This window comes from Paenibacillus sp. FSL M7-0656 (genome assembly GCF_038003225.1).
Classification (GTDB): Bacteria; Bacillota; Bacilli; order Paenibacillales; family Paenibacillaceae; genus Paenibacillus; species Paenibacillus amylolyticus.
In genome coordinates this window covers 6,605,559-6,630,546 of sequence record NZ_JBBOOT010000001.1, presented here as the reverse complement: position 1 = coordinate 6,630,546, position 24,988 = coordinate 6,605,559, and the positions used below count along the sequence as shown (strand labels likewise).

Here is a 24,988-nt window from a genome sequence, read left to right as displayed (position 1 = left end):
TCTTCGCCCCTCTTCGATTACACTCTCTACATTGTAGCCGATTTCCCGCTTGGCAACAAAAAAAGCATGCAGCTTGTCTGCATGCGATAATACTTGAATCTATGATTTCAACATATTGAATCTACTCAGGCTTACTTATGCTTGCGGCTATTTTTGACCAGCGTCATTCTTCTTGAATGTCTTAACCATGAATAATATGACTTCAGGTCCCTTAATTCAATGGTCTCCGACATACGTCCCAGAAACGTAACTACAATCATTTTGTGCAGCGGGTTGCCCGCAATATCATATTCTCCTTCAAGTTCGGAAAATTCGGCGACCACCACCAGATCCTCATCAATCAGGTAGACGTCCTGTTCATTACGGTAGTATGGTGTTATACGGTCCTGCTTCAGACACTCCCATAACCACGCCGCAATATGGTCATCATCACTACGTGCAGGCTCAATACGGTCTGCATACCGCATCTTGGCATGATTGGTAATGACGATGTCGGCCACTTTCTTGTCTCCAAGAGCCACGAAAAACGGCTCGTAGGTGCTCCAACGTTGCATCACCTTATCACGCATGGGAATCACTCTCCACCAGATAGGACTTTCTATCTATTTATTACCAAATATATTACAACATTAGTCCCGCAACCTCAAGGCGTAAGTTTAACTTTTTTTCACAATAGCCAATTTGTGTATAATTCAAGAAAAGAGCGACCCCAAAGGGTCCCTCCAGTTTCTCTTCTATATTCCGTAAAAGCTCGTTTTGTCCATCGTTTTGCTGGCATACTCGGTTTTGATCTCATTACGATACGAGCGTTCGATCTTGCGCACATAGGAAAGTCGCTTCACATTTTTCATCGTATCATCTGCCCGTTCTGCATTAACATACATGACTACATAATGCATACGGCGGGAGATATAATGCACGGTGCCATATTTTTCGAGATTACGGGCAGCTTTCAAATCACTGACCCAAATAATGAATCCTGTCCTTTCCGCAAACATCATCGTTCCCCGCCCTTCTATAATGATTACTTAACTGCAACCACACTTGCCGCCACTACCGCAGCCGCCCTTCGGATTCGGATCATTGCTCGGTACCTTAATGGTCGTTGACACTGCAAATGCAATGGTCTCTGACATCTGGAATAACATATCATCCAGGGACTTCTCTGCCTGTTTGAAGCGGATTACCGCCTCGAAATTTTCCAACTCCTGTTCCAGAGCCTTCACCTGGTCTTTTGCTGCATGATAATCCGGGTGAAAATGACCGAAACGCTGTGTTTCTTCAAACAATTCCTTCTTGGCATTCAGCTTCCGAATCCCCATCTGAATCTCAGGGGTAGTCTCGACTTGCTGCTTCCAATATAAATAATCCGATACTTCGGCAGATTGGTTAATCATGTCGCCCAGTTCATATGCGCCCGTTAACACTTGGGCCATATCGACCGTGTTCATTTCCGCTACGCTCATGAAATATTCATCCTATCTATATATAAAGTTCTACTTAACGTAGACTACCTCATCATAGCATATCCATGAATAGTTAAGAAGAGTTTTTCCTGCAATTAGAAATAGGGGGAACTCGAAAATTCGCCTTTCAACCTGATATTCACGTGAAATAGTCAGGTTATGACATCATCTGGCAGGATAAGACGCATTGTATTCCACTCTGACGGGGAGAATGTACGCCATTCCGTCTCTGATGTATTTTCACTTGAATCCAACATGCACCAACCGCTTAAAGTCCATTGTTCATGACCCTCTACCTGATGTGGAATGAGGTATTGCGTACGATTTTCCTGTTGTATCCCCAGCTTGGTCTGCCACTCAATGGCTTTGGCAGCAATCTGTCGGGCGGTTGAACTATGATATCGACGCCACTCCTTGTACCAAGTTTCCGGTATCTCCTCAAATCCCAACAGAGAGTACTTCTTCTCAATGACAGAATGATCACGCTCCAACCCATGCAGAGATGCAGGGACATCAACCAGACCTTGATTATCGGGTGTGTAGAAAGAAGAATATACACCGCTCAACATATCTTTTTCTAATAACTTCGGATCATCTGCGGAGCCTGTACTTTTCTCCATTACCTCCATACTTCTATCCACAGTCAATGGTGCAGCATCCGTCTCCTTGCCCCAATCTGCTAACGCAATACGTACATTCTCTGGTATGCCTGTCAGCGCATATTTCTCCAGAAACTCTATCACTTCATGTAATGCATACCCTCTGGCTATGGCTGAAATGAATCGTTCTTTTGTCATACGGTAGATGGACATTCGATCACGTGTCACCCGTTCTGCGCATTGCTCCAGTATCCAGATTACATCAGGGCCTACTTCGGGCGGCACCAACATTTCGAAATCAGGCTGCATGTAAAATCCACACGGCTCCGCCTCACTTACCATCTCTTGTTCTCGATATAACAGGCTATGCGGTTCAATCAGCCAACGGAATGCCAGCCCTCCCGACTGTTCTTCTCCTACTTCACCATAACCCCAGCCAGCCAGTGCGCAGAGCCAGCCCCTGACCCGTAGTTTCAATTCCGAATTCTCTATATGGCACCATATGTTTTTTTCTGGAGCAAACACTGCCAATTGATAACGGAAATGCTGCAACGCGGGTTCAGCTTCACCATATCTTTCCATACATGCTTGATATATTTCCCGATGCATCTGTCTCCACGAGAGCTTCAACCATTTTTGTAATCGATGATCTACAATCTGAATTTGGCCATCTGACTTCTGAGCAAGATTCAGACTGAGCAGTAGATCGAGAAGGATAGCTACGTGGGTCGGATACAAATCCGAATGATCATATCGGATGCCCAGACCTTCAAAGTCTGTCGAAGATAATACCGTGATCGCACTTAATTTTTGAACACTTTTCTTATGTATAGTGCCCTTCCCTGTCAAAGGAAGTCCTTCTCTTTCAATCCACGCGATCAGATGAAGAAGTTCCGCAGCAGTATCCGGCTTTCCTTCCTGTAATACATGAGCATGCTGTGCCATCTGTTTAACGGTTATGCCCACTTTTTGTGCGTAAGCAATCGTCAATGTCTCCATCAGCGAAGCAGGAATATAGAATAATCGCTCCCCCCAACTCTTATATACAGATTCAATCCATTTTTGCTGCCTAAGGCTGGCGAATGAAGAATTGGCTTCTGCGACACTTAGTCCTTCGATGGCCCACTGTTCTCGCGGCAGGAGGGAGGAAAAAGGCTGACCGGCATGTTTGTGAAAAATTGCACCAAGCACTTTTTGTTCAACCAAAGCAAGCTTTGACCATGAATCAAGGTTCAGTACCACAGGCTCATCTATTGCTTCAAATGAAGACATATCCCAATCCCTCCTCTTTTCGCGAGTATAAATGAACTATTCGTTCTCATGAACGATAGCATATTCATATCCCTGCTCCACCAAGAACATCTGACGGTTTAATGCAAACTCCTGTTCCTTACTATCCTCTGATACCAACGCATAGAAATATGCTTTGTTTTCTCCAGCTTTTGGTCTCAGAATTCTCCCCAAACGCTGTGCCTCTTCCTGCCTTGACCCGAAACTCCCGGATATCTCAAGCGCAACAGCAGCATCAGGCAAATCCACAGCAAAATTGGCAACCTTGGATACCACAATTGTTTTAATCTCTCCACGTCGAAAAGCGGCAAACCACTTGATTCGCTCTTGCTGTGACATGGTGCCCGAGATCAAAGGTGCTTCAATTTCCCGGGCAATCAACTCAAGTTGATCCAGATATTGTCCAATCACTAGCGCAGGCAAATCCCGATGACGTTCCAGCAAACGCTTGACTACACGTACCTTCGCCGGATTCTCGGCAGCCAATCGAAATTGGTGCTTAACCTCGGCTTGCAGATAATTTGATCTTAGTTCCGGGGAAAGCGGGATACGTATCTCCTGACATTGTACATCGGCAATCCACCCTTGCTGCTCCAATTGTTTCCAAGGCATATCATAGAGCTTTGGACCAATCAACGAAAACACATCCTGTTCACAGCCATCCTCTCGAACCAAGGTGGCCGTCAATCCCAGCCTTCGCGTAGCTTGAATATCCGCAGTTGCACGAAACACTGGTGCTGGCAGCAAATGTACTTCATCATATATGATCAGCCCCCATTGCCGCTCACTGAGCAGTTTGATGTGGGTAAAATCAGCATCCTTTGATTTCCGGTGTGTAAGAATCTGATATGTAGCTACAGTCACAGGTTTCACCTGTTTTTTCTGACCGGAATACTCACCGATCTGTTCACTGGTAATCGTGGTTTTGTCTTGAATTTCCTGAATCCACTGTCGCACAGACGTTGTATTAGACGTCAAAATAAGGCATTCACATTGAAGCCGCTCCAGCACGGCCATGCCAATGACTGTTTTTCCTGCCCCGCAAGGAAGTACGAGTAAACCGCTTCCTCCCATGCCCTCACTGCCTTCGAATGCATCCACAGCCTCTCTCTGGTAAGAACGCAGCGCAAACCTCTCAGAGTGGTCCCCCGGATCATTAGACCGCCAATCAAATGAAAGCTTGGTTCCCTCCCGATATCCCACGTAATCAAGTACGGGGTAACCCAATCGTGTTAATTCCCTTTTTAATAACCCTCGCTGTTCTCCTGGGAGCAGAAGTTCATGAGCGTCCTTACGTTCCATGCGAAAGGCAGCTATTGTTTTCAATCCACTTAATTCATCCAGCAACCGCTCATCCTCACTGTAAAGACGCATTCTGGTGTGATCTGCTTCGGAATGTAGCTTTAATTTGCCATACTGATCCATGATTCTCCGAACATCCTGTATCAGTGCAGCAGGCACGTTCCAGCGGGATACCAGCTCCAAACTTGCGATGACCTGATCTGCATTCCATCCCAGCGCAGCCGCATTCCAGAGCGATAACGGAGTGATTCGGTAGGTATGAAACGCTGCTGGTGTCTTAACCAGTTCTGAATACATCCCAAGCTGCTCTCTTGCTCTTTCGAATCCGGGGTGACCAACTTCCAGCAAAACTGTAAAATCTCGCTGAACGATACAAGCATCTGTCCTTACCGTATGTTCTGTTCCTTCCATTTGGAGCCTTCCTCCTATCACAAAAAAAGTCCAGTTCCGGCAGCTTCCGAAAATGAACCTCTATAAAGTGCACGTTCAAAAAGTCTAGTTTTCAATACCGAAAAGTGGACTTTTTGAACAACATCTATAAAATCCACAAAAAAACATCCTGCCCATACCTCGGTATGAACAGGATGCCCAACTGCATCTAAAGTCATTCGGCTGTGTAACCTTTAGCCATGGCGATAAATAATCTCACGGCCGTCTGCATCGCGTCTTCATCAAAATCAAACATCGGATGATGATGCGGATAGATCGCATTTTTATCCGGGTTACCTGCTCCAACAAACATAAAGCACCCTGGAACCTTCTGCAGATAATACGCAAAATCTTCCGCTGGCATCAGCATCGGGGATGCTTGCACTCGTTCTGCCCCAAATAATTCTGTAGCTTCTCTGAAGAAACGTGCTGTCTCCTGTTCATCGTTCACCACAGGCGGATATCCCATAATATATTTCACTTGCGTCTCTGCTCCATATGCTGCCCCTGTCTGGGCTACCATGGTAAGCACGCGCTCTTTCATCCCGTTTCGGGTCTCTTCATCAAACGTTCTTACCGTACCGCTCATTTTGCATTGCTCTGCAATTACATTCTGAGCCGAGCCCGCCTGCATTGTACCAATGGTCAGCACCGCGGGTTGCAATGGATCAACCGAACGACTGACAACGGTCTGAAGCTGCATCACAAGCGCAGAACCCGCGATAAGACTATCTATCGTGGATTGTGGCATCCCGCCATGTCCACCTTTGCCTTTGATCTCAATGTAAAAATCGTCCGCCGCCGCCATCATCGGTCCTGCTTTACTGGCAACAACACCTACAGGCAGCGGAGTCCACAGATGAATGCCATATATGACATCCACGCCTTCAAGCGCACCATCCGCAATGACCTGAACTGCACCACCCGGAAGCAGTTCTTCTGCTGGCTGGAACAAAAAACGAATCTCGCCTTGGATCTCCTGCTTGTGACGGCTGAAATACAATGCCGTACCGAGCAAGATTGAGATGTGACCATCGTGGCCGCATGCATGCATTGCTCCTGCTTGTTGTGATGCATACTCGATATTCTTCTCATCCTGAATTGGCAGTGCGTCCATATCAGCTCGCAGCATGACGACAGGACCCGGCTTGTCCCCACGAATGGTACCGATGACCCCGTGGCCACCAACATGGCGCCTCACTTCAACGCCAAAGCTCTCCAACATATCCGCTACAAAAGAGGATGTCTTCTCCTCATGAAAGGAAACCTCTGGATTGCGATGAAGGTGACGCCGCCATTCCACCATGTGGATCTGCAGATCTTCCCACCATATATTATTAGTCATGTCTCTCCACCCTTTCAATCTTGAACGGGACTTGGATCAAGCCCGAACCTTCCTCTTCAAACCTATTGCTGTATATTGTAGCAGAATTGGAAGAAAACCGATACGAAACGCCTTTGGAAAGCTTGCACGGGAAGGGGAAACATACTATCATGAACTAGAGAAATACTCGAGAAATTATACTCGGAAGCTTATGAGGAGGATCAAACGCTTATGATTTTTGAGAATACAGGCTTGGATGGCTTGAAGAGCGACTTGGCATACCTGGATGAGAGCGCCGAGAAAGTCGGATTTGTCCGGTGGCAATGGGAATATTACCGTGCTACATATGACTACAAAATTGAAGATGAACTAACCAACTCAGAATACTTTGTACGCATTAATACCCGCGCTGTGGAAGGCAAATTGGAAAAACCGGATACCGTTCTTGCTGTTGAAGCAGTATACCTTGGCAAAGCCACTTTCCCTCACGGCCTGGATTATGACTCTTCCGTTCCGCAACCAGTCGTGAAGCTGGCAGCCCAAAAATTACAGCAGCTTAAAGAACTGCTGGAAGCATAGGCTGGGCCAAACGATGAAACAACAAACGGCCCAAACGAAAACGAAGAGAGGCACGCCGGATTTTCAACTGCTAATCCTCACTTTATTGTTGGTGGGCTTTGGACTGGTGATGGTATTCAGCTCCAGTTCCAGCATTGCAATCGCAAGCGAAAAATTTAACAATGATGCCCTTTACTTCACGAAAAAACAACTTATGTGGGCGATTATCGGTCTATTTGGCATGTTTTTTGCCATGAATATCCGCTTCAACAAGTACAAAAAGCTCTATGCACCATTTTTTCTGTTCACTACGGTACTGCTTCTCATTGTGTTGGTCGCAGGTAAGAAGGTAAACGGTGCCCGAAGCTGGATTGAAATTGTCGGCTTCAGTCTTCAGCCTGCCGAGTTTGCCAAAATTGCTATTATTCTGTACCTCTCTGCTCTGATTACCAAAAAAGGCGAGAAATTTAGAGTTCTCAAGACAGGGTATTTTCCCGTCCTGTTCATCGTTGGATTCATCGCAGGACTGATTATGCTGCAACCAGACTTCGGTACCACCTTCATCCTGGTGTCCACCTGTGGTCTCTTGATCTATGCCGGTGGAGCCAGTATGAAACATATCCTGGGTTCGATTCTCTTGGTTGTACTGGGTGGAGCACTGGCGTTCGGAGCGAACTCCCTGTTTTCTTCCATGTCTCCTTCCGACACAACGACTGCTGCAACAGCAGTGACTGCGGAGCAGAACTACAAGATCGGACGTATTCAAGCTTTCTTAAATCCATTATCCGATATTAATGGCGGAAGTCTTAACCTTTACCGTTCCCTTGTTGCCATTGGTGATGGTGGCATGACAGGTTCCGGGATTGGACAAGGTACGATGAAGCTGCACTATTTGCCAAATGCGTATAATGACTTTATTTTCTCCGTAATTGGTGAAGAACTCGGATTCATCGGAAGTGCCTTATTCCTGCTTGTTTACCTGTACTTCATCTGGCGAGGAATCATTGTCTCTCTTCGCTGTCCCGATCCATTCGGAACATTGGTCGGCATAGGTATCATGGGACTGATCGCGATTCAGGCATTTATCAACATTGGTGGTGTAACTCAGACCATTCCGGTGACGGGGGTCACGCTTCCATTTATCAGTTATGGGGGTACCTCACTCTTTGTGATGATGGTTGCTATGGGCATTCTGCTCAGTATCTCACGTACTAACAATCTGGACGTGATCAAGGAAGAGAAAACGAAGTCCGTGACTGTACAGACACAGACTCGTACCTCTCCTGCTCTTCGTTCACGGGAGTCCATCCGTCGGATTCGATAAAAAGCAACTCAAAAAAGGCTGTGCACCCAATGGATGCGCAGCCTTTTTCTGTGTACTAATTACTATTCTGTCTATCAAGATGAAGAACAGGTCAATATGACTCTGTCCTCCATTGCGGATTGCGATTTCTACAGATCGTCGCCTTTGAAAGATACGCCTTCTACCTTTACATTGACTTCAACCACGCGTAATCCGGTCATGGTCTCTACCGCTTCTCTTACATTCTGCTGAAGCATACGGGAAACTTCATGAATCGGGGTTTCGTACAGGACGATGATGCGCAGGTCAATGGCTGCTTCCAGCTGGCCGACCTCAACGCTTACGCCTTTCTGTACGTTTTTACCGCTGAGTCGCTTCGCCCAGCCCTCTGACAATCCTCCAGACATTGCGGCAATTCCGGGTGTTTCCATTGCAGCCATTCCGGCGATTTTTGCAACCACGTCATCGGCAATCCGGATGTTTCCGCTCTCCAGTTGAAGTTGTTCTGCCATGCCACATCCTCCTTCACTTCGTTACTCGTATTTTAAATCCTTTCCACCCCAAAAAGCAAATTAAACTCAAAAAGATGCGTTTACAACCTACCACCATTTGGTTATATTGAAATATGAAAATAATCTCATAAGCGATTTACAGTGTTATTCAAAACAAAATAATTTATAACCGAGGTGTTTGTTGTGAGAAACCGGATTTCATCCATTTTGCTGATTGCGTTCTTTGCACTCAGTGCCATCGCCCACTACTTGAAATGGGATTCGATTCTACAGTTCGTGATATCAGCCATTTCGGTTATTTTTGTGGCCGGTTTTTTAGGCAAAGCCACCGAAAATGTAGCCCACTACGCCGGACAGCGGCTAGGTGGATTCTTGAATGCCACCTTCGGCAATGCTGCCGAATTGATCATCGCCATTTTCCTCGTCAAAGAGGGGCTGTTCGACATGGTCAAAGCTAGTCTGACAGGTTCCATCATCGGAAATCTGCTGTTAGTGCTCGGGTTAAGTATTTTTGCCGGAGGACTCAAGTTCAAAATTCAGAATTATAATGTTTCCCTTGCAGGTCTGAATGGTTCCCTGATGATTGTTGCCATCATTGCCCTGTTTATTCCGGCAGTCTTTCTCAATACACATTCCATTACACAGAAAGACACCAATACACTTAGTCTCATCGTGGCCGGATTGCTCATCCTCGCGTATATTGCGTGGTTGCTATTCTCCATGGTGACACATAAGAACTACCTCGCAGACGTCACTGAGGATCGCGATGAAGAGCTACCTCATGAGCATGCTCCAGCATGGTCCAAGAAAAAATCAATCCTCTATCTGGTGCTCGCAACAGTCATGGTTGCCTTCGTCAGTGAATGGCTGGTGGGCACGCTCGAAGTCTTCACTTCGGAATTTGGACTTAGCGAACTGTTTGTCGGTGCATTCCTTGTGGCCATCATCGGTAATGCGGCCGAACACAGTGCAGCCATCATGCTTGCCATGAAAAATAAAATTGGAGCCGCCGTTGAAATTGCCGTCGGCAGCAGCTTGCAGATCGCACTCTTCGTTGCTCCTGTACTGATTTTTGTCAGCTACTTCACAGGCAGAACCATGGATATCGTATTCACAACGATTGAACTGGTCGCCATCGGCGTATCCGTATTTATTGCGAAGTCCATTACCCAAGATGGTTCAACGAATTGGTACGAAGGTTTACTCCTGCTCGTCGTATATATCATACTCGGTGTATCCTTCTTCCTGGTGTAACCAGGCCCTCACGTAGCGATTAAAATTATAAGCCACAAGAGGCAGCCCGAATTTACATTTGGAGCTGTCTCTTTGCTTGTATACGCCTTCCGGCTGGCTTGTATCCCCATCCCGTTCAGACGCACAAAAAAAGCATGCATAAACGCCTGCATGCCTTCTATTCTGACCCGCGCATTTGCAGGCTATTGCTCATTCTTCTTGTTCAAGGCTTCATATAAAATTGCCAAATTCCGCTCAAGCGCGCTAACCAGCTGCTTACCTGCACCTTCTGGAAGGAGCCCTGCACGAACAGCAAAATCAACTTCTTTGGAGAACCCATACATCTGTGTATCCAATACTTCCTCATAGAGAGGGCAGTAGCGGGTAGCCAGATTCTCCATCTGTACTTCAATAAGCTTCTGTATTTTATCTGCATCTTCTTGAAGAAGACTGATCGCTTTCAAACTCAGCTGGTCCTGCAGATCAGATGAAGTCATGCATTTTTCCCCCCTATGTCCCAAAAATCGCGTAAAGACGTTCTACCTCTAATATTAGACGAAATGAAGAGCTAATACAAGAACCTGACCAAAATAAGCCCGCAAAGTTAAGCCTTTTGTTGAAGCTTAATCCACCTGTTCCAGTCACGTCCAGACGAGTATTCAGATCATTCCATGCCAAAAAACACCCCTGCCAAAAAAGGCAAAGGTGCTTCTTGAGAGCTATTACTCAGATGCGATGCTTACATTCAGTCCATGCTTGGCAAATACTTCTGACATGGCTGCTTTTGCTTCAACTGCATCTGGACCATGAACATGCAGTTCATAGCTGTGCGTGCTGATCAGCGTTGTAAACAATCCGAGAATACTTTTTACATCGATATACTTGTTCTCCGAATGAAGCACGATTGAAGAAGTAAACTTGCCTGCTGTTTGAGCAATTTCTACTACAGCCGCGTTATTACTCGACATAGGAATCCCTCCGTCTTTTTACTATTGGTATCATCTATTAATTACCACTACATGATACCGTGAATCCGCTTTCCTAGCAACAGCAAAATCCTGTTCCTACTTCAAACGGTCCGGATTCAAGCATTCCAGCTCAGGAATGACAAAGATACCGTCTTTACGAATCAGCACATCGTCAAAATAAATCTCCCCGCCGCCATAATCCGGACGCTGGATCAATACGAGATCCCAGTGGATAGACGAGCGGTTGCCATTGTCGGTTTCTTCATAAGCCTGACCTGGCGTAAAGTGTAAGCTGCCTGCGATTTTTTCATCAAACAGGATGTCTTTCATCGGATGAAGAATATGCGGGTTAAATCCAATCGCGAATTCACCAATATGACGAGCACCCTCATCCGAATTCAGGATTTCATTCAAACGCTCTGTATCGTTACTTGTCGCTTCAACAATTTTGCCATCCTTGAACGTGAACTTGATATTTTCAAATGTCACTCCGTTATACAGGGTTGGCGAGTTATAACTAATCGTTCCGTTCACGGAATTGCGCACAGGGGCACTGTACACTTCGCCATCCGGGATATTTTTTTGGCCAGAACATTTCTCTGCACCGATATCTTTAATGGAGAAGCTCAGCTCTGTTCCTGGTCCGGTGATACGAACTTTATCCGTCCGCTTCATCAGGTTAGCAAGCGAGTCCTGCGCTTTGTCCATTTTGGCGTAATCCAGGTTACATACGTCGAAGTAGAAATCTTCGAACGCTTCTGTACTTGTATTGGCGAGTTGCGCCATACTTGCGTTAGGGTAACGCAGTACAACCCATTTCGTATGTTTGACACGTTGTTCACTATGTACCGGGTGGGAGTACAATGAATTGTACATTTTCATTTTTTCTTCCGGCACATCGGACAGATCATTCACATTTTCTCCCGCACGAATACCGATATAACAATCCATCTGTTTCATACGGTTCAGATCAATCTCTGCCCATGTTTTCATCATTTCTTCTGTGGCATTTTTCAGCATCGCACGCTGTACGGTTTTATCGGTCAACTGTACAAAGACGTTACCACCTTTTTTGCCTACCTCTTCAATAATAGCGTTAATCAGATCACGTTCCGATCCAATCATCTCAACCAAAACATTTTCACCAGGCTGTACATCTACTGAATAGCCCACCAGGTTTGCTGCAAGCTTTTGAATTCTTGGGTCTTTCATCTTGGTAAAATCCTCCTGTCATCTGCCATACTTGAATTGAACAACGGTAAATTACGATACTATTGTAGCACGCGAACAGTCATCCCGTCAGCAGGCAGTCCCTCACTTCGTTTATTGATATGACTTGAAGTTAACATCGGTGACAAGGGCTTCTTTGTTACTTTTACGGTTGTTGTCCGTGTAACTCATCTGACTTTCAGAGGATAAGCGAAGAGGCAGACTGCTCTTCCGATCTACCGTGAGATGATATACCGTCTGCACGCTCGCTTGTTTCATCATCTGTTGCATCGTGGTTTCACCCTGTGTCCAAACTTTCTCCAGATCCTTCTCAAGCTTCTCCTTACGCGTCCCTTTCACCGTAGCTGCCTTATGCATATATTCTGCCCGAATGGCGTTCATCTCGTCGTTTAGCTGGGTTACAGCCCATGATTTGGCGTCTTCCGGTGCAAGTTCAATCCGTAATGTTCTGGTTCGACGACCAGCACCATACTCGGATTGAATGGTTTTGTGCATCCCATCGATCTTCTCCAATTGGGCAATTGGATTAAAACGAGAAAGAGACCCACGCAGCGGCTCATGCTGCGCTGACAATGCCATCCATTGCCCTTGTTTCCGCTCGAAAGAGGCGCTAAACCCACTGGGCTGTCCATTATTTTTTACGGCAGTTGCTTGAATGCCTGTCCCCACAGCAGTTACTTCTCCAGGTAATCGGGTCTGAAGGGTCAGACGATCATGATTCTCCAGCTTGCCTTCGAATTTGAACTGATTCTCAAACAGCCCACTGTTTTCTCGTCGAAGTCCTGCCTCTCCTTCAAAACTCAACGTTTCTTTTCCCGCTATCCCCGATAAAGCCAAGGAAAAGACCTCTTCAGGCGTTTGATCTCGCTGGATTAATCCACAACCCGGAACACCAATAATCACGATGCTCACAAATAACCATAATGTACGTACCGAATGGCGGTTAAACATGTCTATCTTCACCCTTCCATGAACTTTCTCCATAGATTGCCCCGCCCGTATACGCTTATACTTCCTTCTATACACATCTTGATTCTCCCATGCACAAAAAAAAGAGAACGACTCCGCAATTGGAATTGTTCTCTCTTAACGTGTTACATCCTGTTCCTCTACAACGATTCTGTTCCGACCACCATTCTTGGCGCTGTACAAAGCCATATCAGCCCGATAAAACAAGGACTCTACACTGACCTTTTCATCCATCCAACTCCACTCTGCGATGCCACTGGATACCGTAACGGGCGGTCTGGTCTCTTCTGCGACTCTCTTTCGAATCACTTCCGCATAATCTAACGCCTGCCTTACACTCACCTGTGGCATATAGATCGCCAGTTCTTCTCCACCCCATCTGGCGCAGACATCCTCCGAGCGAACAGAGCTGGTGACGATCTCACTCACTTGCTTCAATACTTGATCCCCCGTCTGGTGTCCGAATGTGTCATTCACCTGTTTGAACTGATCAATATCCACCACAATGAGGGAGCCACAGAATTCATGAGCCTGTCGCTCGTGAATCACACTGTCCAGATAATGCCTCACGTACAGGCCTGTCAACATATCCAGATTAGCCAAGCGCCGAACCTCGGCATGCAGTGTGGCATTTGACAGGGCAAGCCCGATATGAATAGATAACATCTGCAAGAGCCTATAGTTATCATATGAAAAGTAGTGCTCTCTACTGTGTCCCAGCAAAATGGCACCCTTCACTTCACCATTGACTCTGATCGGTGATGCAATCAGTGACATGGATCCAGTATCTTCCATGAAAAAGGAGGACACTTTATCAAATTGCGCATAATTGGCTATAATAAGCGGTTCCTCTGTTCGATAGACCAAACCTGCGATACCGTAGTCTACAGAAAAGGATTGGTGAAAAACATCTTTCACGTTAGATGACATGACTTCGAAGTCATTGGTACTGTCATTGAGTTGAAGAATGCAACACGTTTCAGCCTGGAATATTTCCTTTAACTCTTGCTCGGATAGTTGATAAATCTCCGAAAGATGCAGACTTTTGTTCAACCGCTGTGTAAGATCATTAATTAAACGAAGTTCCTGAATTAACATATTGGATTGTTCATGCAACTTGGCGTTCTCAAAGGCCGTTCCTGCAGTGTCTACCATCATCGTAATCAATTGCAAGTCCGATTCTTCCATAATCTCTTCATTCATTTCGATATGGAAAACACCGTATATGCCTTGTTTGCCTTTCAGTGGAATCCCTACATCTACAATGCGGTTCTCTGCATCATGTGAGCGAGCAACGATCAGCTTACCTTCCATAAATGAACGCACACAAATATCTTCTCCTCGCTCGTGGACAAGCAACGGTTTAATCCGTGGATCAGAGTTGCTCTGATCCTGAGACATATACAATTTGATATAAGTGGCCGGGTACAAGTAATCCATACTGTCAAATACCTCATCCAATATGGCCTCGACATCCATTTTGTCATGCATTCGCTGAACAATCTGAAAGAGGATGGACCTCCGGTGTTCCTCACGAGCTGTTTGTTCATGAGCATGTAACAGGTCCGTCATAAATATGTATTCGAATCTTCGGTAAAAGCAGGTGCGATAATGCAATGCCTCAGATTGAACCACAGCTTCAGACGTTTCATATCCATTGGATTCATAGATCACAGCAGTGAATACAGCAAACATATCCTCGTTTGTTCTGGAGAATAAGGGATGTGTTATTATAAGATATTCTCCGTGTTCGCTTGTCCCTTTAAGGGACAGGACCTGTCTCTTATCCAAACATTCCAATACCAGTCTGCGTGCATTTACGCCCGGATCAGCTTCATGATCGCTATCGTATCCTATGCAATCACCTTCCGTGTTCCACACGCTGTAAAAGGTTGATGTCCTGGCCAGCCTTGAACCCACTCTGGAGTTCCAGTCACTGTATGCCTGCTCTAGCAAGCTGCCCAAATATGAAAAATCAAAAGGTGTGATATCCATTTTTTGCATCCACAACACATGCTCTTCATGAGAATGAGGAGCGGCAAAAGATGCGGAATCGCCCGAACTTCGTGAATTCAAGCTGGCAGGTAAACTTCTTAGATGTTCTAACATGTCAGGCGCTCCTTTGCACCGTTTTTGCATCCACCAGGATGCATTAATCTGCAGACGTTATCGCAAACCTGCAAATTCGTTGCGATAACCTTGTTACATAAAGATGATTTAAAGTTAAGATACAATCTATTTTACTCTGTTTAAACCATTTTTGCATCCATATTTCAGAAAATTGTCCCATTATTTTAGGCCCAATGACCTATCGACAAATTTAGACGTTTTTTTGCTTTTATTCTGCGCTTGACTTTGTTTCTCTTAAACTGTAATATAAATTGTTGATGAAGACTACTAATGGGTCTTTAAATTTGGGCATTACCGGTTGTGTCACCCTCATTCTTTTTGTTGCTTTCAGGACAGCGGCTGAACTTTCCTGATCGTTCTATGCGTGGCCAAGCCCGCATCAACAAATTGGAGCGCAAACAGAGCCCTAATATGAACTTTAACTAAAAAGGAGCTACTTTAAACATGGCACGTTACACTGGTCCTAAATTTAAATTGAGCCGTCGCCTCGGCATTTCCCTTAGCGGAACAGGCAAAGAATTGAAACGTCCTTTCCCTCCAGGTCAGCACGGAGCTAACCAACGCAGAAAAATCAGCAACTACGGTATGCAATTGCAAGAAAAACAAAAATTGCGCCACATGTACGGTTTGGGCGAGAAGCAATTCCGCACACTGTTCTCTAAAGCTCAAAAAATGCAAGGTATTGCCGGTGAGAACTTCATGTTCTTGCTTGAGTGCCGCCTTGACAACCTCGTTTACCGCCTTGGGTTTGCTAACTCCCGCGCTGGAGCGCGTCAGTTGGTTGCACACGGTCACGTAACTGTAAACGGTAAAAAAGTCGATATCGCTTCTTACCAAGTAAGCACTGGCGATGTAATCGGCTTGCGTGAGAAGAGCCGCGCTCTTTCTTCCATTAAAGAAGCTTTGGAAGGCCGTTCGCATCTTCCAGCATACGTTGAATACAACGAAGCAGCTGTAGAAGGTAAATTCATCCGCTTGCCTGAGCGTGCTGAATTGTCCCAAGACATCGATGAAAAACAAATCGTCGAGTTCTACAACCGTTAATCGTTGCAATCACATTAAAGTTTCAACCCAAACAGCTGTCGAGATTTTCTCGACAGCTGTTTTTCTATGCTTTTTTTTAATTATCTTCATTATAGGAACGTAAATAACGATATAAAATATAGACTCCCTTCAGGAGAAGCACACATCCATATATACATCACAAGAATGACATCGAGGGGGATTAAAACATGCATTTTTTTCGCAATCGCAAGCTCGCTGTTAAGCTTGGACTTTTACTCGGGATCGTATTACTCTGTTGTATTGGAGCCCTGATTGCATTTAACACCAAGTCCATTTACGACAAAAGCCTCCAGTACGGCGAAACCGTTGCTGGACAGGCAGCAAACCGGGCTACGAATGAGTTTATGACTGACATTAATCAGGTGAAAAACACGTTGGACACCATGAGTACCACGTTATTGGATGCCGCTCAGAACGGATCACTCAACCGTGAAGAAGTCGTCAGACTCCTTGAACAATATCTGAAGAAGGACGAGAAAGTTTTTGGCTTTTATACGGGCTGGGAACCAAATGCCTTTGATGGAGACGATGCGGAGCACATTAACAAAAAAGAATATGATGATGCTACGGGTCGATTCGTTCCATACGTTATACGTGATGGCAACTCCCTGCATTTTGAACCTATGCCTACTTATGAGGGAAGCGGTGAAACTAGTACTTACTATCAGCAGCCAAAGAAAACCAAATCCATCTATTGGTCCGAGCCTGTTACCTACACGGTTGGTGGAAAAGAAACACTGCTCGTTTCGATTGTCCTCCCTCTATTAGATGAAAACAAAACTTTTCTGGGCATTGTGGGGGCCGACTTTACCATTGATCGTTTTCAGCAAAACATAGCATCACTTAATCCGGATCAGGGTTATGCCATGCTTATTACTAGTGAAGGACAGATTGCTGCACACGGCTCCAAACCGGAACTGGCTAATGAAGGAGCCGTAATTCCATCTGAAATGAAGACAGTCATTCAGCGTATACAGTCTGGCGAGTCTCAGTTTTACGCTACAGACCCTGAAGTAGGTGAAGAACTATTTATTGCCGAGCCTGCCAGGTTACAAGGAACAGATTCGAACTGGTACCTTGTATCGGCGCTGCCAAAGAGCCATATCCTTCAACCCTTTTATGACAGCTTGAACTGGTCCATACTGATTGCCGCACTGGCAGTACTTCTGCTTGCAGGTGTGGTTACCTACACCATCGTCTCCATTGTTAGACAGTTGAATCAAGTTAATATCGTCGCTGGACAGCTGGCTGGCGGAGATTTGACACAAAAGTTACCTGTACGATCCAAAGATGAATTTGGCATCATGGCGGGTCATATGAATCAGATGATGGATACCCTGCGTCATACCATATCGGTTATATCCGAACATGCTTTATCTGTCGGCTCCACCTCTCAACAGTTGACCGCAGGTGCCGAAGAAACAGGTAAAGCAGCCGAATTGATTGCATTAACAGGAGTCGAACTTGCAGATAAAGCAGGTAAACAGGTGCAGGAGCTGCAAGAGTCCTCCCGTTCCATGAATGAAATATCTGCAGGGATCGGAAGAATTGCAAAGGCCGCCTCCGATGTATCCGATTCATCGCGAACTGTGGCCGAACGAACAACCATCGGAACTGATAAGATTCAGTCCGCTATGCGTATGGTCGATAGTGCCACTTCTTCTGTGCAGACGTCGATGACCGCACTGGAGAATTTCCGCCAACGTTCGGAAGAGATTGGCCATATTACAGGCATGATCACGGAAGTTAGCCGTCAAACCAACCTTCTTGCACTTAATGCTTCCATTGAAGCATCGCGAGCAGGTGAACACGGGCGCGGGTTCGGTGTTGTTGCTTCCGAGATTCGTAATCTGGCTGAACAATCCAGAGTATCAGCAGCGCAGATTGCAGCGTTAATTCATAGCGTTCAGCAAGAGGTCCTTTCTCTCGTTGAAAATATGGAACATGGGAATGCCGAGGTGAGCCATATAGCGGAAGTGATTAATGAGAGTGGTGAACTATTCCTCTCGATTTCATCACAGATTTCAGATGTTAATGAGCAGATTGAGCATGTCTCAGCCATTGCGCAGCAGATGTCAGCTGGATCACAACAGGTTGATGCCACGTTAGTGCAACTCAAAACCATTGGTCATGAGACAGCAGATCACGCAACTCGTGTCGCCTCTGCCTCTGAAGAACAACTCGCATCCATGGAAGAGATTACAGCGGCATCTGCCTCACTGGCTAATCTTACCCAGGAACTATTAGAGCTGATTCAACGATTCAAAACCTAATGTAGAAGACCTCCATTACGACACATCATTCAGGCCACCCTATGCACCTCAGCATGGAGGTGGCCTGCTTATTATGGCTTACAACTCATGAAATGTGCTTCAATATCGCATGATATATAGCATAATGCATGGCAGAATGGCAAATTTCGACCATTACTTGTATTTCTCAGGCATGCAAACCCGCCTTTTTATGCTATAATAAGTGCTGTTAAAAGGAGGAAGACACTGAATGGTTGATGTTAATAAGAAAAAGCCCGATGAACAGCCTGTACGCAAACGTAGCTTTGCCCGCAGACTGGGAAGTTTCGTCAAATGGATGGTTGTCCTTGGATTTATGGGGGCACTATTTGTAGGCGGTGCTTTGATGGGATACGTCAGTTCCATTGTGAAAGACGAGCCTGTCCGTTCAAGGGCCCTGATTGAACAAAAAGTCAGCGAAAACTCCATCACAGGCTTTGCTTACTTTGCCGACGGCAGTCCGATCGGTCAATTACGTACGGAAGAAGACAGGCGTCCGGTCACTACGGACCAGATCCCACAGAAGGTTATTGATGCTGTCATTTCGATTGAAGACAATCATTTTTACGAACATAAAGGTGTAGACATGAGCGGAACACTGCGTGCCGTGAAACAGAAAGTGCTGAAAGAATCAGTACAAACCGGCGGTAGTACACTGACTCAGCAATTGGCGCGTCGTGTGTTTTTGAATCTGGATCGCACGGAAGATCGGAAAGTGAAAGAAATTTTGCTCTCACTCCGACTCGAACGTTTCCTGACCAAAGACGAGATCATGACAGCCTATCTGAACAAAGTTCCTTTTGGTAATGGTTCCAGCGGATACAACGTTTACGGAATCAAAGCGGCAGCCAAAGGATTGTTCAATATTAACGATCTGGAAAAAATCAACATCGCTCAAGCTGCTTATCTTGCTGGATTGCCACAACTCCCCTCCTCTTACTCCGCTTTTAACGGTAAAGGTGATTTTGTAGAGGAGAATTTTGACCGCGCAATCAACCGTCAGCATCTGGTACTACGCCGTATGCTTGAACTGGGCAAAATCAATCAGACCGAGTATGACAAAGCTCTTGCTTTTGATATCAAAAGCTCTCTCGCTCCGAAAACCATCAAGGCTTACAACACTTATCCATATCTTATGATGGAAACAGAACGACAAGCTGCACAGATTTTGATGAAACAGTTGAATTCCGACACAGCTGAATCTACAGACAAAGCTACGGATGCAGACACACCTCAGAAGGAAAGCAGTGCATTATTAGAGGAAGCTCAGACGCAACTGCGGACAGGTGGATATCGTATATACACGACCATCAACAAAAGTATTTACAAAACGATGCGTACCATTGCGGAAGATGACAGCAATTTCTCAGCAGATGATCCTGTCAAAGGAAAAGAACAAACTGCTGCCATGCTGATTAATCACAAAACCGGTGCTATTCTGGGAATGATTGAGGGACGGGATTTCCAGGATGAACAGATGAACTACGCAACGCAGATGATACGCCAGCCAGGTTCAACGATGAAACCTATAGCCGCTTATCTTCCTGCGCTAGATGAAGGTCTTGTTCAGCCAGCTTCAATTATTGATGACTCACCGATCATTCTCAAAAATGGTCCGAGCGGCTACCACATTGCCAAGAATGCCAACAACCGGTATCAGGGACTCGTCACTGCCCGCAGAGCACTGAATTATTCTCTTAATATACCGGCTCTGAAGTTGTTTAATGAAGAAGTAGGGATCGAGAAGGCTTGGACCTTCGCCAAGAAACTGGGGATTACCACCATTCAGAAGGAAGACTATCAGGCTCAGACCGGTGTTCTCGGTGGTCTCCAATACGGTGTAACCGTTGAAGAATTAACCAGTGCCTATGGTGCTATCGCCAATAATGGTGTATATAACGATTCTTACATGATTAGTAAAATTGTAGATTCCAAAGGAAACATTGTCTATAAACACGATACTGAACCTGTCCAAGCCTTCTCGGAGCAGACAGCATACCTGATGACCGATATGCTGCGGACCGTTATTACAGAAGGAACGGCAGATAAAGTACGTGAAAATTACAAATATTCCAAGAGTGTGCCAATCGTAGGTAAAACAGGTTCCACTCAAAACTACGCAGATGTCTGGTTTGAAGGTTATACCCCAGATGTCACACTTGGCGTGTGGGTTGGATACAAACAGCCCGTGAATACGCTGGAAAGTAAATCACAGAGAAAACGTGCGCAGCAACTGTGGTCGAAAATTCTGAACGAAGTGATCGATACGCAAAAAGATCTGTTCGTCACGGATTCATTCAAAAAACCATCTGGCATCGAAACGCGCACGGTGTCTGCATATAGTGGTAAGTTGCCAACATCCATGACTGATAAATTTGTTACGGATATTTTCAACAGCAAGTTTGTTCCGAAGGATAGCGATGACGGTGTAGCCAAAGCCAGGTACATTACTTATAATGGTGTAAACTATATTCCGCGTGACGGAACACCTTCGGACATGTTGAAGGAAAAAACAGTAATCAAGCGTAAAAAACCAATCTCGGATCTCATCAAAGAATTGCAAAATGCATTCTCACGTATGAGTCGACATGAGTCACTTGCTTATTATCTTCCTGAAGATGCTGGTGCAGACATGCCAACACAGATTGATCCAAGGACAGATAACGGCAAAGCTCCTGATGCACCAGGCAACGTACGCATCTCAACCTCAGGTGACAGAGCTGTCATTACATTTAATGCCACACCTGAAAATGATGTCGTGGGTTATCGTCTGTACCGTTCTGTAAACGGTGGAGGATTCCAGAACCAGGGTCAGGTTGTCCTGACTGGTGAATCCAGATCATTCGCTGCATATGCAGCGCAAGGCGGTAACTTCGCCTTCTATGTAACGGCAGTGGATGTTGCCGGCAGAGAGTCTGCTCCTAGCGCTACAGTAAATAGTGCTGGTGTAGCTCCTCCTGTGGAAGAAGAGATTGATGAACCGATTGAAGTTCCAGGTACAGTCATTACGCCGGGAGAAACGCAGACCGATAATACAACAACGACAGCCCCAGGCACACCTGGTCAAGTCAGCGTATCTGCCCTCACTCAAGGACTGCGTATTCAATGGGCGTCCAGTCCAAACGCAGAGAGTTATACTGTATATTACAGTGAAACAGGCTCGGCTCCTTATACCAAAATTGGAACAACAGCGGGAAATACCATGGATTATGGAGTACCCGCATCGACCAGTGGATGGTTCAAGGTATCTGCCAGCAACAGTGCGGGTGAATCCGAACCTTCTGCAGCCATACATTTTCAACCCTGATTCAGGCATAGCGTTCCAAAACAAGCCGCATCCTCAGACTGTATCTGAGTGTGCGGCTTTTTATTTGTATTTACAGCAGCCAAAAAGCCTGCTTCATGCCATTGGCATAAAGCAGGCTTTTACAATCCATTTTAATGGGTAGAGTCACTATATTTGGCTTCGTAGAGTATTAACTTCTCCCCACTACTCAATGTATCGGTATCGATAGCACCACATTGATGATCCTAGCACTGTCGCGTTAGTCTTCAATCGTGGATAGATCTCCTGTTGGCAGATCAAGCTCCCAGGCTTTCAGGACACGGCGCATGATCTTTCCGGAACGAGTCTTGGGCAGTTTATCCTTAAACTCAATCTCACGCGGAGCAGCGTGGGCAGACAGGCCCTCTTTAACAAAACGATAGATCTCTTCTTTTAGCTCCGGTGTCGCCTCATATCCTTCACGAAGCGCCACAAAGGCCTTGATGATCTCCCCACGTGTCACATCCGGCTTACCGATTACACCCGCCTCAGCTACCGCAGGATGCTCCACGAGCTTGCTCTCCACCTCAAAGGGGCCGATACGCTCGCCTGACGAATTAATCACATCATCAATACGTCCCTGGAACCAGAAATATCCTTCTTCATCCATATAAGCGGAGTCACCGGATACATACCAGCCCGTAAGCCTGAAATACTCCTCGTATTTCGCAGGGTTATTCCAGATCTTCGCCATCATGGATGGCCAAGGTGCCCGTATGGCCAGATTACCCATACTGTACGGCGGCAATTCCTGCCCGCGATCATCAATAATCGCTGCTTCGATTCCAGGCAACGGACGTCCCATGGAGCCAGGCTTAATCGGCATTCCGGGATAGTTACAGATCAGCTGTGCACCTGTTTCCGTCATCCACCATGTATCATGAATCCGCTGACCATAGGCTTTCCATCCCCAACGAACAACCTCCGGATTGAGCGGTTCACCAACAGACATGACATGACGCAGGCTGCTCAGATCATGCTGGGCAATGGTCTCTTCTCCCGCTCCCATCAGCATACGAAAGGCCGTTGGTGCACTGTACCAGATCGTGACTTTGTTCTTCTGGATGGTGCTGTACCAATCTTGAGGACTGAAACGGCCACCCCGTATCACATTGGTCACTCCGTTGAGCCATGGAGCAAAGATACCATAAGAGGTGCCTGTCACCCAACCAGGGTCAGCAGTGCACCAGTACACATCATCCTCGCGTAAATCCAAGACAACCTTACCTGTATAATAGTGCTGAATCATGGCATTTTGAACATGGTACACCCCTTTGGGTTTACCCGTAGAGCCTGAGGTATAATGAATAAGCAAACCATCCTCACGATTCAGCCACTCTACTTCCATCTCATCCGAAGCGGCAGACATCTCTGCATCAAAATCGATGAGTCCTTCTTCAGTCTGCGCGCCCCCACCCACAATAAATACATGTTTAAGTTCGGGCAATTCGGAACGTTTGATGCGTTTCAGTAATTCCGGAGTGGTAACCAGTGCTACTGCTCCGCTATCCTCCAACCGATCCTTCACAGCCGTTTCCATAAAAGCTTCGAACAATGGGCCCGCGATAGCTCCAGCTTTCAATATGCCTAGAAGACTAAAATACAGCTCAGGACTTCGAGGCATAAAAATAAACACCCGTTCCCCTTTGGCTATGCCATATTTGCGGAGAACGTTCCCGAACCGACTAGACTGTTCACTCAGATCAGCGAAAGTATAGGACTCTTCACGTGAAGCATCGCTATACAATAAAGCGGTTTTCCCGCCCCTTCCTTCCAGTACATGACGATCAATCGCTTCATGCGCCATGTTTACTTTTCCGCTGGCGTGCCACGTAAAGTGCCTTTCCACTGATTCCCAATCGAACCGGCTTCTCGCCTCCGTGTAATCGCCCAGATTAGATTCAGACACAACCGTTTGCAGCATCTCACCATGTGCTTGACTCATGCTTGCCAGCCTCCTTCAACTCGACATTTCGATTCCCGTTAGGGGTCACTTCTCATTGCCTTTGTGTTGACTGAACTTCCAGTTAGCGCTTACATTAGTAGAGAGAACTTCTCATCATGTACTTGCTCGGCCAAACAGATGTTAACTATACTGTATTGAATTGTGAACATTTTTTGTCTACGCAATTATAGCAAATCTTTTCAATCGTCGTCTATGGCTTTTCAATTTTTTGGATTTTTGCTATAGCGTTCTTTTTGGAACAACCTCTATAAGTAGGAAAGAGAGGAGCATGAACCATGGAACATATCAAAGAACATCATATGCGTTCCATCTTCAAGTCCGGCCACCGAATTACAATTGAAGGTCCCGTGCAAGCCGAGGAGATAACCCATCTTGCCTTCCATCCAGATCTGGATGCCTTTCGGCGCCCAACGGAGCAGCAGGAAGCTCTGGCCGAGATCGCAGCATTGCCTGAAGGGCGAATTATCATTGCACACGAAAATGAAACGATTATCGGCTATGTAACCTTTCACTATGCGGATGATTGTGAACGCTGGTCCGAGGGTAATATGACTGATCTGATTGAGCTTGGGGCAATCGAGGTTGCGGACGACTATCGCTCGCTTGGCATTGGACGTGAGATGTTGCTTACCGCTCTGGAAGATAAATACATGGAGAACTACATTATTTTCACCACAGAATATTATTGGCATTGGGATCTGAAGGGAAGCGGACTAAACGTATGGGATTATCGCAAAATGATGGAGAGGCTGATGGAAACGATCGACATGACCTGGTATGCAACAGACGACCCAGAAATCTGTTCACATCCTGCGAACTGTTTGATGGTACGTATCGGAAGTCAGGTGCCCATCACATCGGAAGAACAGTTTGATCGTGTACGCTTCCGCCATCGGTTCATGTACTAATTCAATGATCTGTTCGAAAAACGATATACATAACAAAAACCGCCTCTCGCAGCGTTGCTCCATACTTCATGGAACAGCTAATCGAAGAGCGGTTTTTCATTGATTTTGGGTTAGCATTGC

The 24,988-nt window shown here is 46.0% G+C and carries 20 protein-coding genes; 7 read left to right on the top strand and 13 right to left on the bottom strand.

What is annotated here, in order from left to right; translation table 11 throughout:
- Positions 1–131 precede the first annotated feature (131 nt).
- The 6 genes from MHI01_RS28955 to MHI01_RS28930 all read right to left on the bottom strand — a co-directional run bounded on the left by MHI01_RS28955 (position 132) and on the right by MHI01_RS28930 (position 6,431).
- Positions 132–569, bottom strand: coding sequence for a hypothetical protein (locus tag MHI01_RS28955; RefSeq protein WP_340984674.1), 438 nt, complete (start codon positions 567–569; stop codon positions 132–134).
- 165 nt (positions 570–734) lie between these two features.
- Positions 735–998: a YlbG family protein gene (locus MHI01_RS28950; RefSeq protein ID WP_026080981.1), complete on the bottom strand. Its 264-nt coding sequence runs from the start codon at positions 996–998 to the stop codon at positions 735–737.
- Between the two features lie 30 nt (positions 999–1,028).
- On the bottom strand, positions 1,029–1,466 hold the full coding sequence (locus MHI01_RS28945) for a YlbF family regulator (RefSeq protein WP_036614642.1): 438 nt from the start codon (positions 1,464–1,466) through the stop codon (positions 1,029–1,031).
- Positions 1,467–1,618: 152 nt separating this feature from the next.
- Complete coding sequence (locus tag MHI01_RS28940; protein ID WP_340984673.1) at positions 1,619–3,337, bottom strand: helicase-associated domain-containing protein; 1,719 nt, start codon at positions 3,335–3,337, stop codon at positions 1,619–1,621.
- A 36-nt stretch (positions 3,338–3,373) separates the two neighbouring features.
- On the bottom strand, positions 3,374–5,068 hold the full coding sequence (locus MHI01_RS28935; RefSeq protein ID WP_340984672.1) for a DNA repair helicase XPB: 1,695 nt from the start codon (positions 5,066–5,068) through the stop codon (positions 3,374–3,376).
- A 193-nt stretch (positions 5,069–5,261) separates the two neighbouring features.
- A complete protein-coding gene (locus tag MHI01_RS28930; protein WP_076318910.1) occupies positions 5,262–6,431 on the bottom strand; it encodes a M20 family metallopeptidase in 1,170 nt (389 codons plus the stop codon).
- 210 nt (positions 6,432–6,641) lie between these two features.
- Between MHI01_RS28930 and MHI01_RS28925 the strand changes: the two genes are divergently transcribed.
- Positions 6,642–6,989 carry a YugN family protein gene (locus tag MHI01_RS28925; RefSeq protein WP_036614650.1) on the top strand — a complete coding sequence of 116 codons (348 nt, stop codon included), beginning with the start codon at positions 6,642–6,644 and terminating at the stop codon, positions 6,987–6,989.
- A gap of 13 nt (positions 6,990–7,002) precedes the next feature.
- The gene (gene ftsW / locus MHI01_RS28920; protein ID WP_127545425.1) at positions 7,003–8,292 is read left to right on the top strand and encodes a putative lipid II flippase FtsW; all 1,290 of its coding nucleotides are present in this window, start codon (positions 7,003–7,005) and stop codon (positions 8,290–8,292) included.
- 128 nt (positions 8,293–8,420) lie between these two features.
- Here ftsW and MHI01_RS28915 read toward each other — a convergent pair whose 3' ends face one another.
- Entirely contained in the window at positions 8,421–8,783 is a 363-nt protein-coding gene (locus MHI01_RS28915; protein WP_017687428.1) for an Asp23/Gls24 family envelope stress response protein, read from the bottom strand.
- A 183-nt stretch (positions 8,784–8,966) separates the two neighbouring features.
- On the opposite strand from MHI01_RS28915, the gene cax reads away from it, so the two are divergent.
- On the top strand, positions 8,967–10,037 hold the full coding sequence (gene cax / locus MHI01_RS28910) for a calcium/proton exchanger (RefSeq protein ID WP_036674882.1): 1,071 nt from the start codon (positions 8,967–8,969) through the stop codon (positions 10,035–10,037).
- A gap of 182 nt (positions 10,038–10,219) precedes the next feature.
- Here the strand turns inward: cax and MHI01_RS28905 are convergent, their stop codons facing one another.
- From MHI01_RS28905 to MHI01_RS28885, 5 genes are all read right to left on the bottom strand, one after another.
- Complete coding sequence (locus tag MHI01_RS28905) at positions 10,220–10,513, bottom strand: YlaN family protein (RefSeq protein ID WP_036614657.1); 294 nt, start codon at positions 10,511–10,513, stop codon at positions 10,220–10,222.
- 225 nt (positions 10,514–10,738) lie between these two features.
- Positions 10,739–10,984, bottom strand: a complete 246-nt coding sequence (locus tag MHI01_RS28900; RefSeq protein ID WP_036614658.1) for an HPr family phosphocarrier protein — start codon at positions 10,982–10,984, stop codon at positions 10,739–10,741.
- Positions 10,985–11,080: 96 nt separating this feature from the next.
- Positions 11,081–12,196 (bottom strand): aminopeptidase, encoded by a 1,116-nt coding sequence (locus tag MHI01_RS28895; RefSeq protein ID WP_076328038.1) that lies wholly within the window; start codon positions 12,194–12,196, stop codon positions 11,081–11,083.
- 111 nt (positions 12,197–12,307) lie between these two features.
- Entirely contained in the window at positions 12,308–13,165 is an 858-nt protein-coding gene (locus MHI01_RS28890) for a hypothetical protein (RefSeq protein ID WP_340984670.1), read from the bottom strand.
- A 135-nt stretch (positions 13,166–13,300) separates the two neighbouring features.
- Positions 13,301–15,292 carry a sensor domain-containing diguanylate cyclase gene (locus tag MHI01_RS28885; protein WP_340984669.1) on the bottom strand — a complete coding sequence of 664 codons (1,992 nt, stop codon included), beginning with the start codon at positions 15,290–15,292 and terminating at the stop codon, positions 13,301–13,303.
- A 465-nt stretch (positions 15,293–15,757) separates the two neighbouring features.
- Between MHI01_RS28885 and rpsD the strand changes: the two genes are divergently transcribed.
- The 3 genes from rpsD (at position 15,758) to MHI01_RS28870 (ending at position 21,976) form a co-directional block, all read left to right on the top strand.
- Positions 15,758–16,357 carry a 30S ribosomal protein S4 gene (gene rpsD, locus MHI01_RS28880; protein WP_017687421.1) on the top strand — a complete coding sequence of 200 codons (600 nt, stop codon included), beginning with the start codon at positions 15,758–15,760 and terminating at the stop codon, positions 16,355–16,357.
- Between the two features lie 188 nt (positions 16,358–16,545).
- Complete coding sequence (locus tag MHI01_RS28875; protein WP_340984668.1) at positions 16,546–18,651, top strand: methyl-accepting chemotaxis protein; 2,106 nt, start codon at positions 16,546–16,548, stop codon at positions 18,649–18,651.
- A 229-nt stretch (positions 18,652–18,880) separates the two neighbouring features.
- Entirely contained in the window at positions 18,881–21,976 is a 3,096-nt protein-coding gene (locus tag MHI01_RS28870) for a transglycosylase domain-containing protein (RefSeq protein ID WP_340984667.1), read from the top strand.
- Between the two features lie 238 nt (positions 21,977–22,214).
- On the opposite strand, the gene acsA is transcribed toward MHI01_RS28870, so the two are convergent.
- On the bottom strand, positions 22,215–23,939 hold the full coding sequence (gene acsA / locus MHI01_RS28865) for an acetate--CoA ligase (protein WP_340984666.1): 1,725 nt from the start codon (positions 23,937–23,939) through the stop codon (positions 22,215–22,217).
- A 296-nt stretch (positions 23,940–24,235) separates the two neighbouring features.
- Here acsA and MHI01_RS28860 point away from each other — a divergent pair, with 296 nt between their 5' ends.
- Positions 24,236–24,868, top strand: a complete 633-nt coding sequence (locus MHI01_RS28860; RefSeq protein ID WP_076318902.1) for a GNAT family N-acetyltransferase — start codon at positions 24,236–24,238, stop codon at positions 24,866–24,868.
- Positions 24,869–24,988 lie beyond the last annotated feature (120 nt).

Bases quoted from the DNA above. Each gene is read 5' to 3' on its own strand.
- MHI01_RS28955 (WP_340984674.1), bottom strand. From the start codon at position 569: ATGCGTGATAAGGTGATGCAACGTTGGAGCACCTACGAGCCGTTTTTC.
- MHI01_RS28915 (WP_017687428.1), bottom strand. From the start codon at position 8,783: ATGGCAGAACAACTTCAACTGGAGAGCGGAAACATCCGGATTGCCGAT.
- MHI01_RS28900 (WP_036614658.1), bottom strand. From the start codon at position 10,984: ATGTCGAGTAATAACGCGGCTGTAGTAGAAATTGCTCAAACAGCAGGC.
- MHI01_RS28860 (WP_076318902.1), top strand. From the start codon at position 24,236: ATGGAACATATCAAAGAACATCATATGCGTTCCATCTTCAAGTCCGGC.
- acsA (WP_340984666.1), bottom strand. From the start codon at position 23,939: ATGAGTCAAGCACATGGTGAGATGCTGCAAACGGTTGTGTCTGAATCT.
- MHI01_RS28950 (WP_026080981.1), bottom strand. From the start codon at position 998: ATGTTTGCGGAAAGGACAGGATTCATTATTTGGGTCAGTGATTTGAAA.
- MHI01_RS28890 (WP_340984670.1), bottom strand. From the start codon at position 13,165: ATGTTTAACCGCCATTCGGTACGTACATTATGGTTATTTGTGAGCATC.
- MHI01_RS28870 (WP_340984667.1), top strand. From the start codon at position 18,881: ATGGTTGATGTTAATAAGAAAAAGCCCGATGAACAGCCTGTACGCAAA.
- MHI01_RS28875 (WP_340984668.1), top strand. From the start codon at position 16,546: ATGCATTTTTTTCGCAATCGCAAGCTCGCTGTTAAGCTTGGACTTTTA.
- MHI01_RS28935 (WP_340984672.1), bottom strand. From the start codon at position 5,068: ATGGAAGGAACAGAACATACGGTAAGGACAGATGCTTGTATCGTTCAG.
- MHI01_RS28885 (WP_340984669.1), bottom strand. From the start codon at position 15,292: ATGTTAGAACATCTAAGAAGTTTACCTGCCAGCTTGAATTCACGAAGT.
- ftsW (WP_127545425.1), top strand. From the start codon at position 7,003: ATGAAACAACAAACGGCCCAAACGAAAACGAAGAGAGGCACGCCGGAT.
- MHI01_RS28945 (WP_036614642.1), bottom strand. From the start codon at position 1,466: ATGAGCGTAGCGGAAATGAACACGGTCGATATGGCCCAAGTGTTAACG.
- rpsD (WP_017687421.1), top strand. From the start codon at position 15,758: ATGGCACGTTACACTGGTCCTAAATTTAAATTGAGCCGTCGCCTCGGC.
- MHI01_RS28895 (WP_076328038.1), bottom strand. From the start codon at position 12,196: ATGAAAGACCCAAGAATTCAAAAGCTTGCAGCAAACCTGGTGGGCTAT.
- MHI01_RS28905 (WP_036614657.1), bottom strand. From the start codon at position 10,513: ATGACTTCATCTGATCTGCAGGACCAGCTGAGTTTGAAAGCGATCAGT.
- MHI01_RS28940 (WP_340984673.1), bottom strand. From the start codon at position 3,337: ATGTCTTCATTTGAAGCAATAGATGAGCCTGTGGTACTGAACCTTGAT.
- MHI01_RS28925 (WP_036614650.1), top strand. From the start codon at position 6,642: ATGATTTTTGAGAATACAGGCTTGGATGGCTTGAAGAGCGACTTGGCA.
- MHI01_RS28930 (WP_076318910.1), bottom strand. From the start codon at position 6,431: ATGACTAATAATATATGGTGGGAAGATCTGCAGATCCACATGGTGGAA.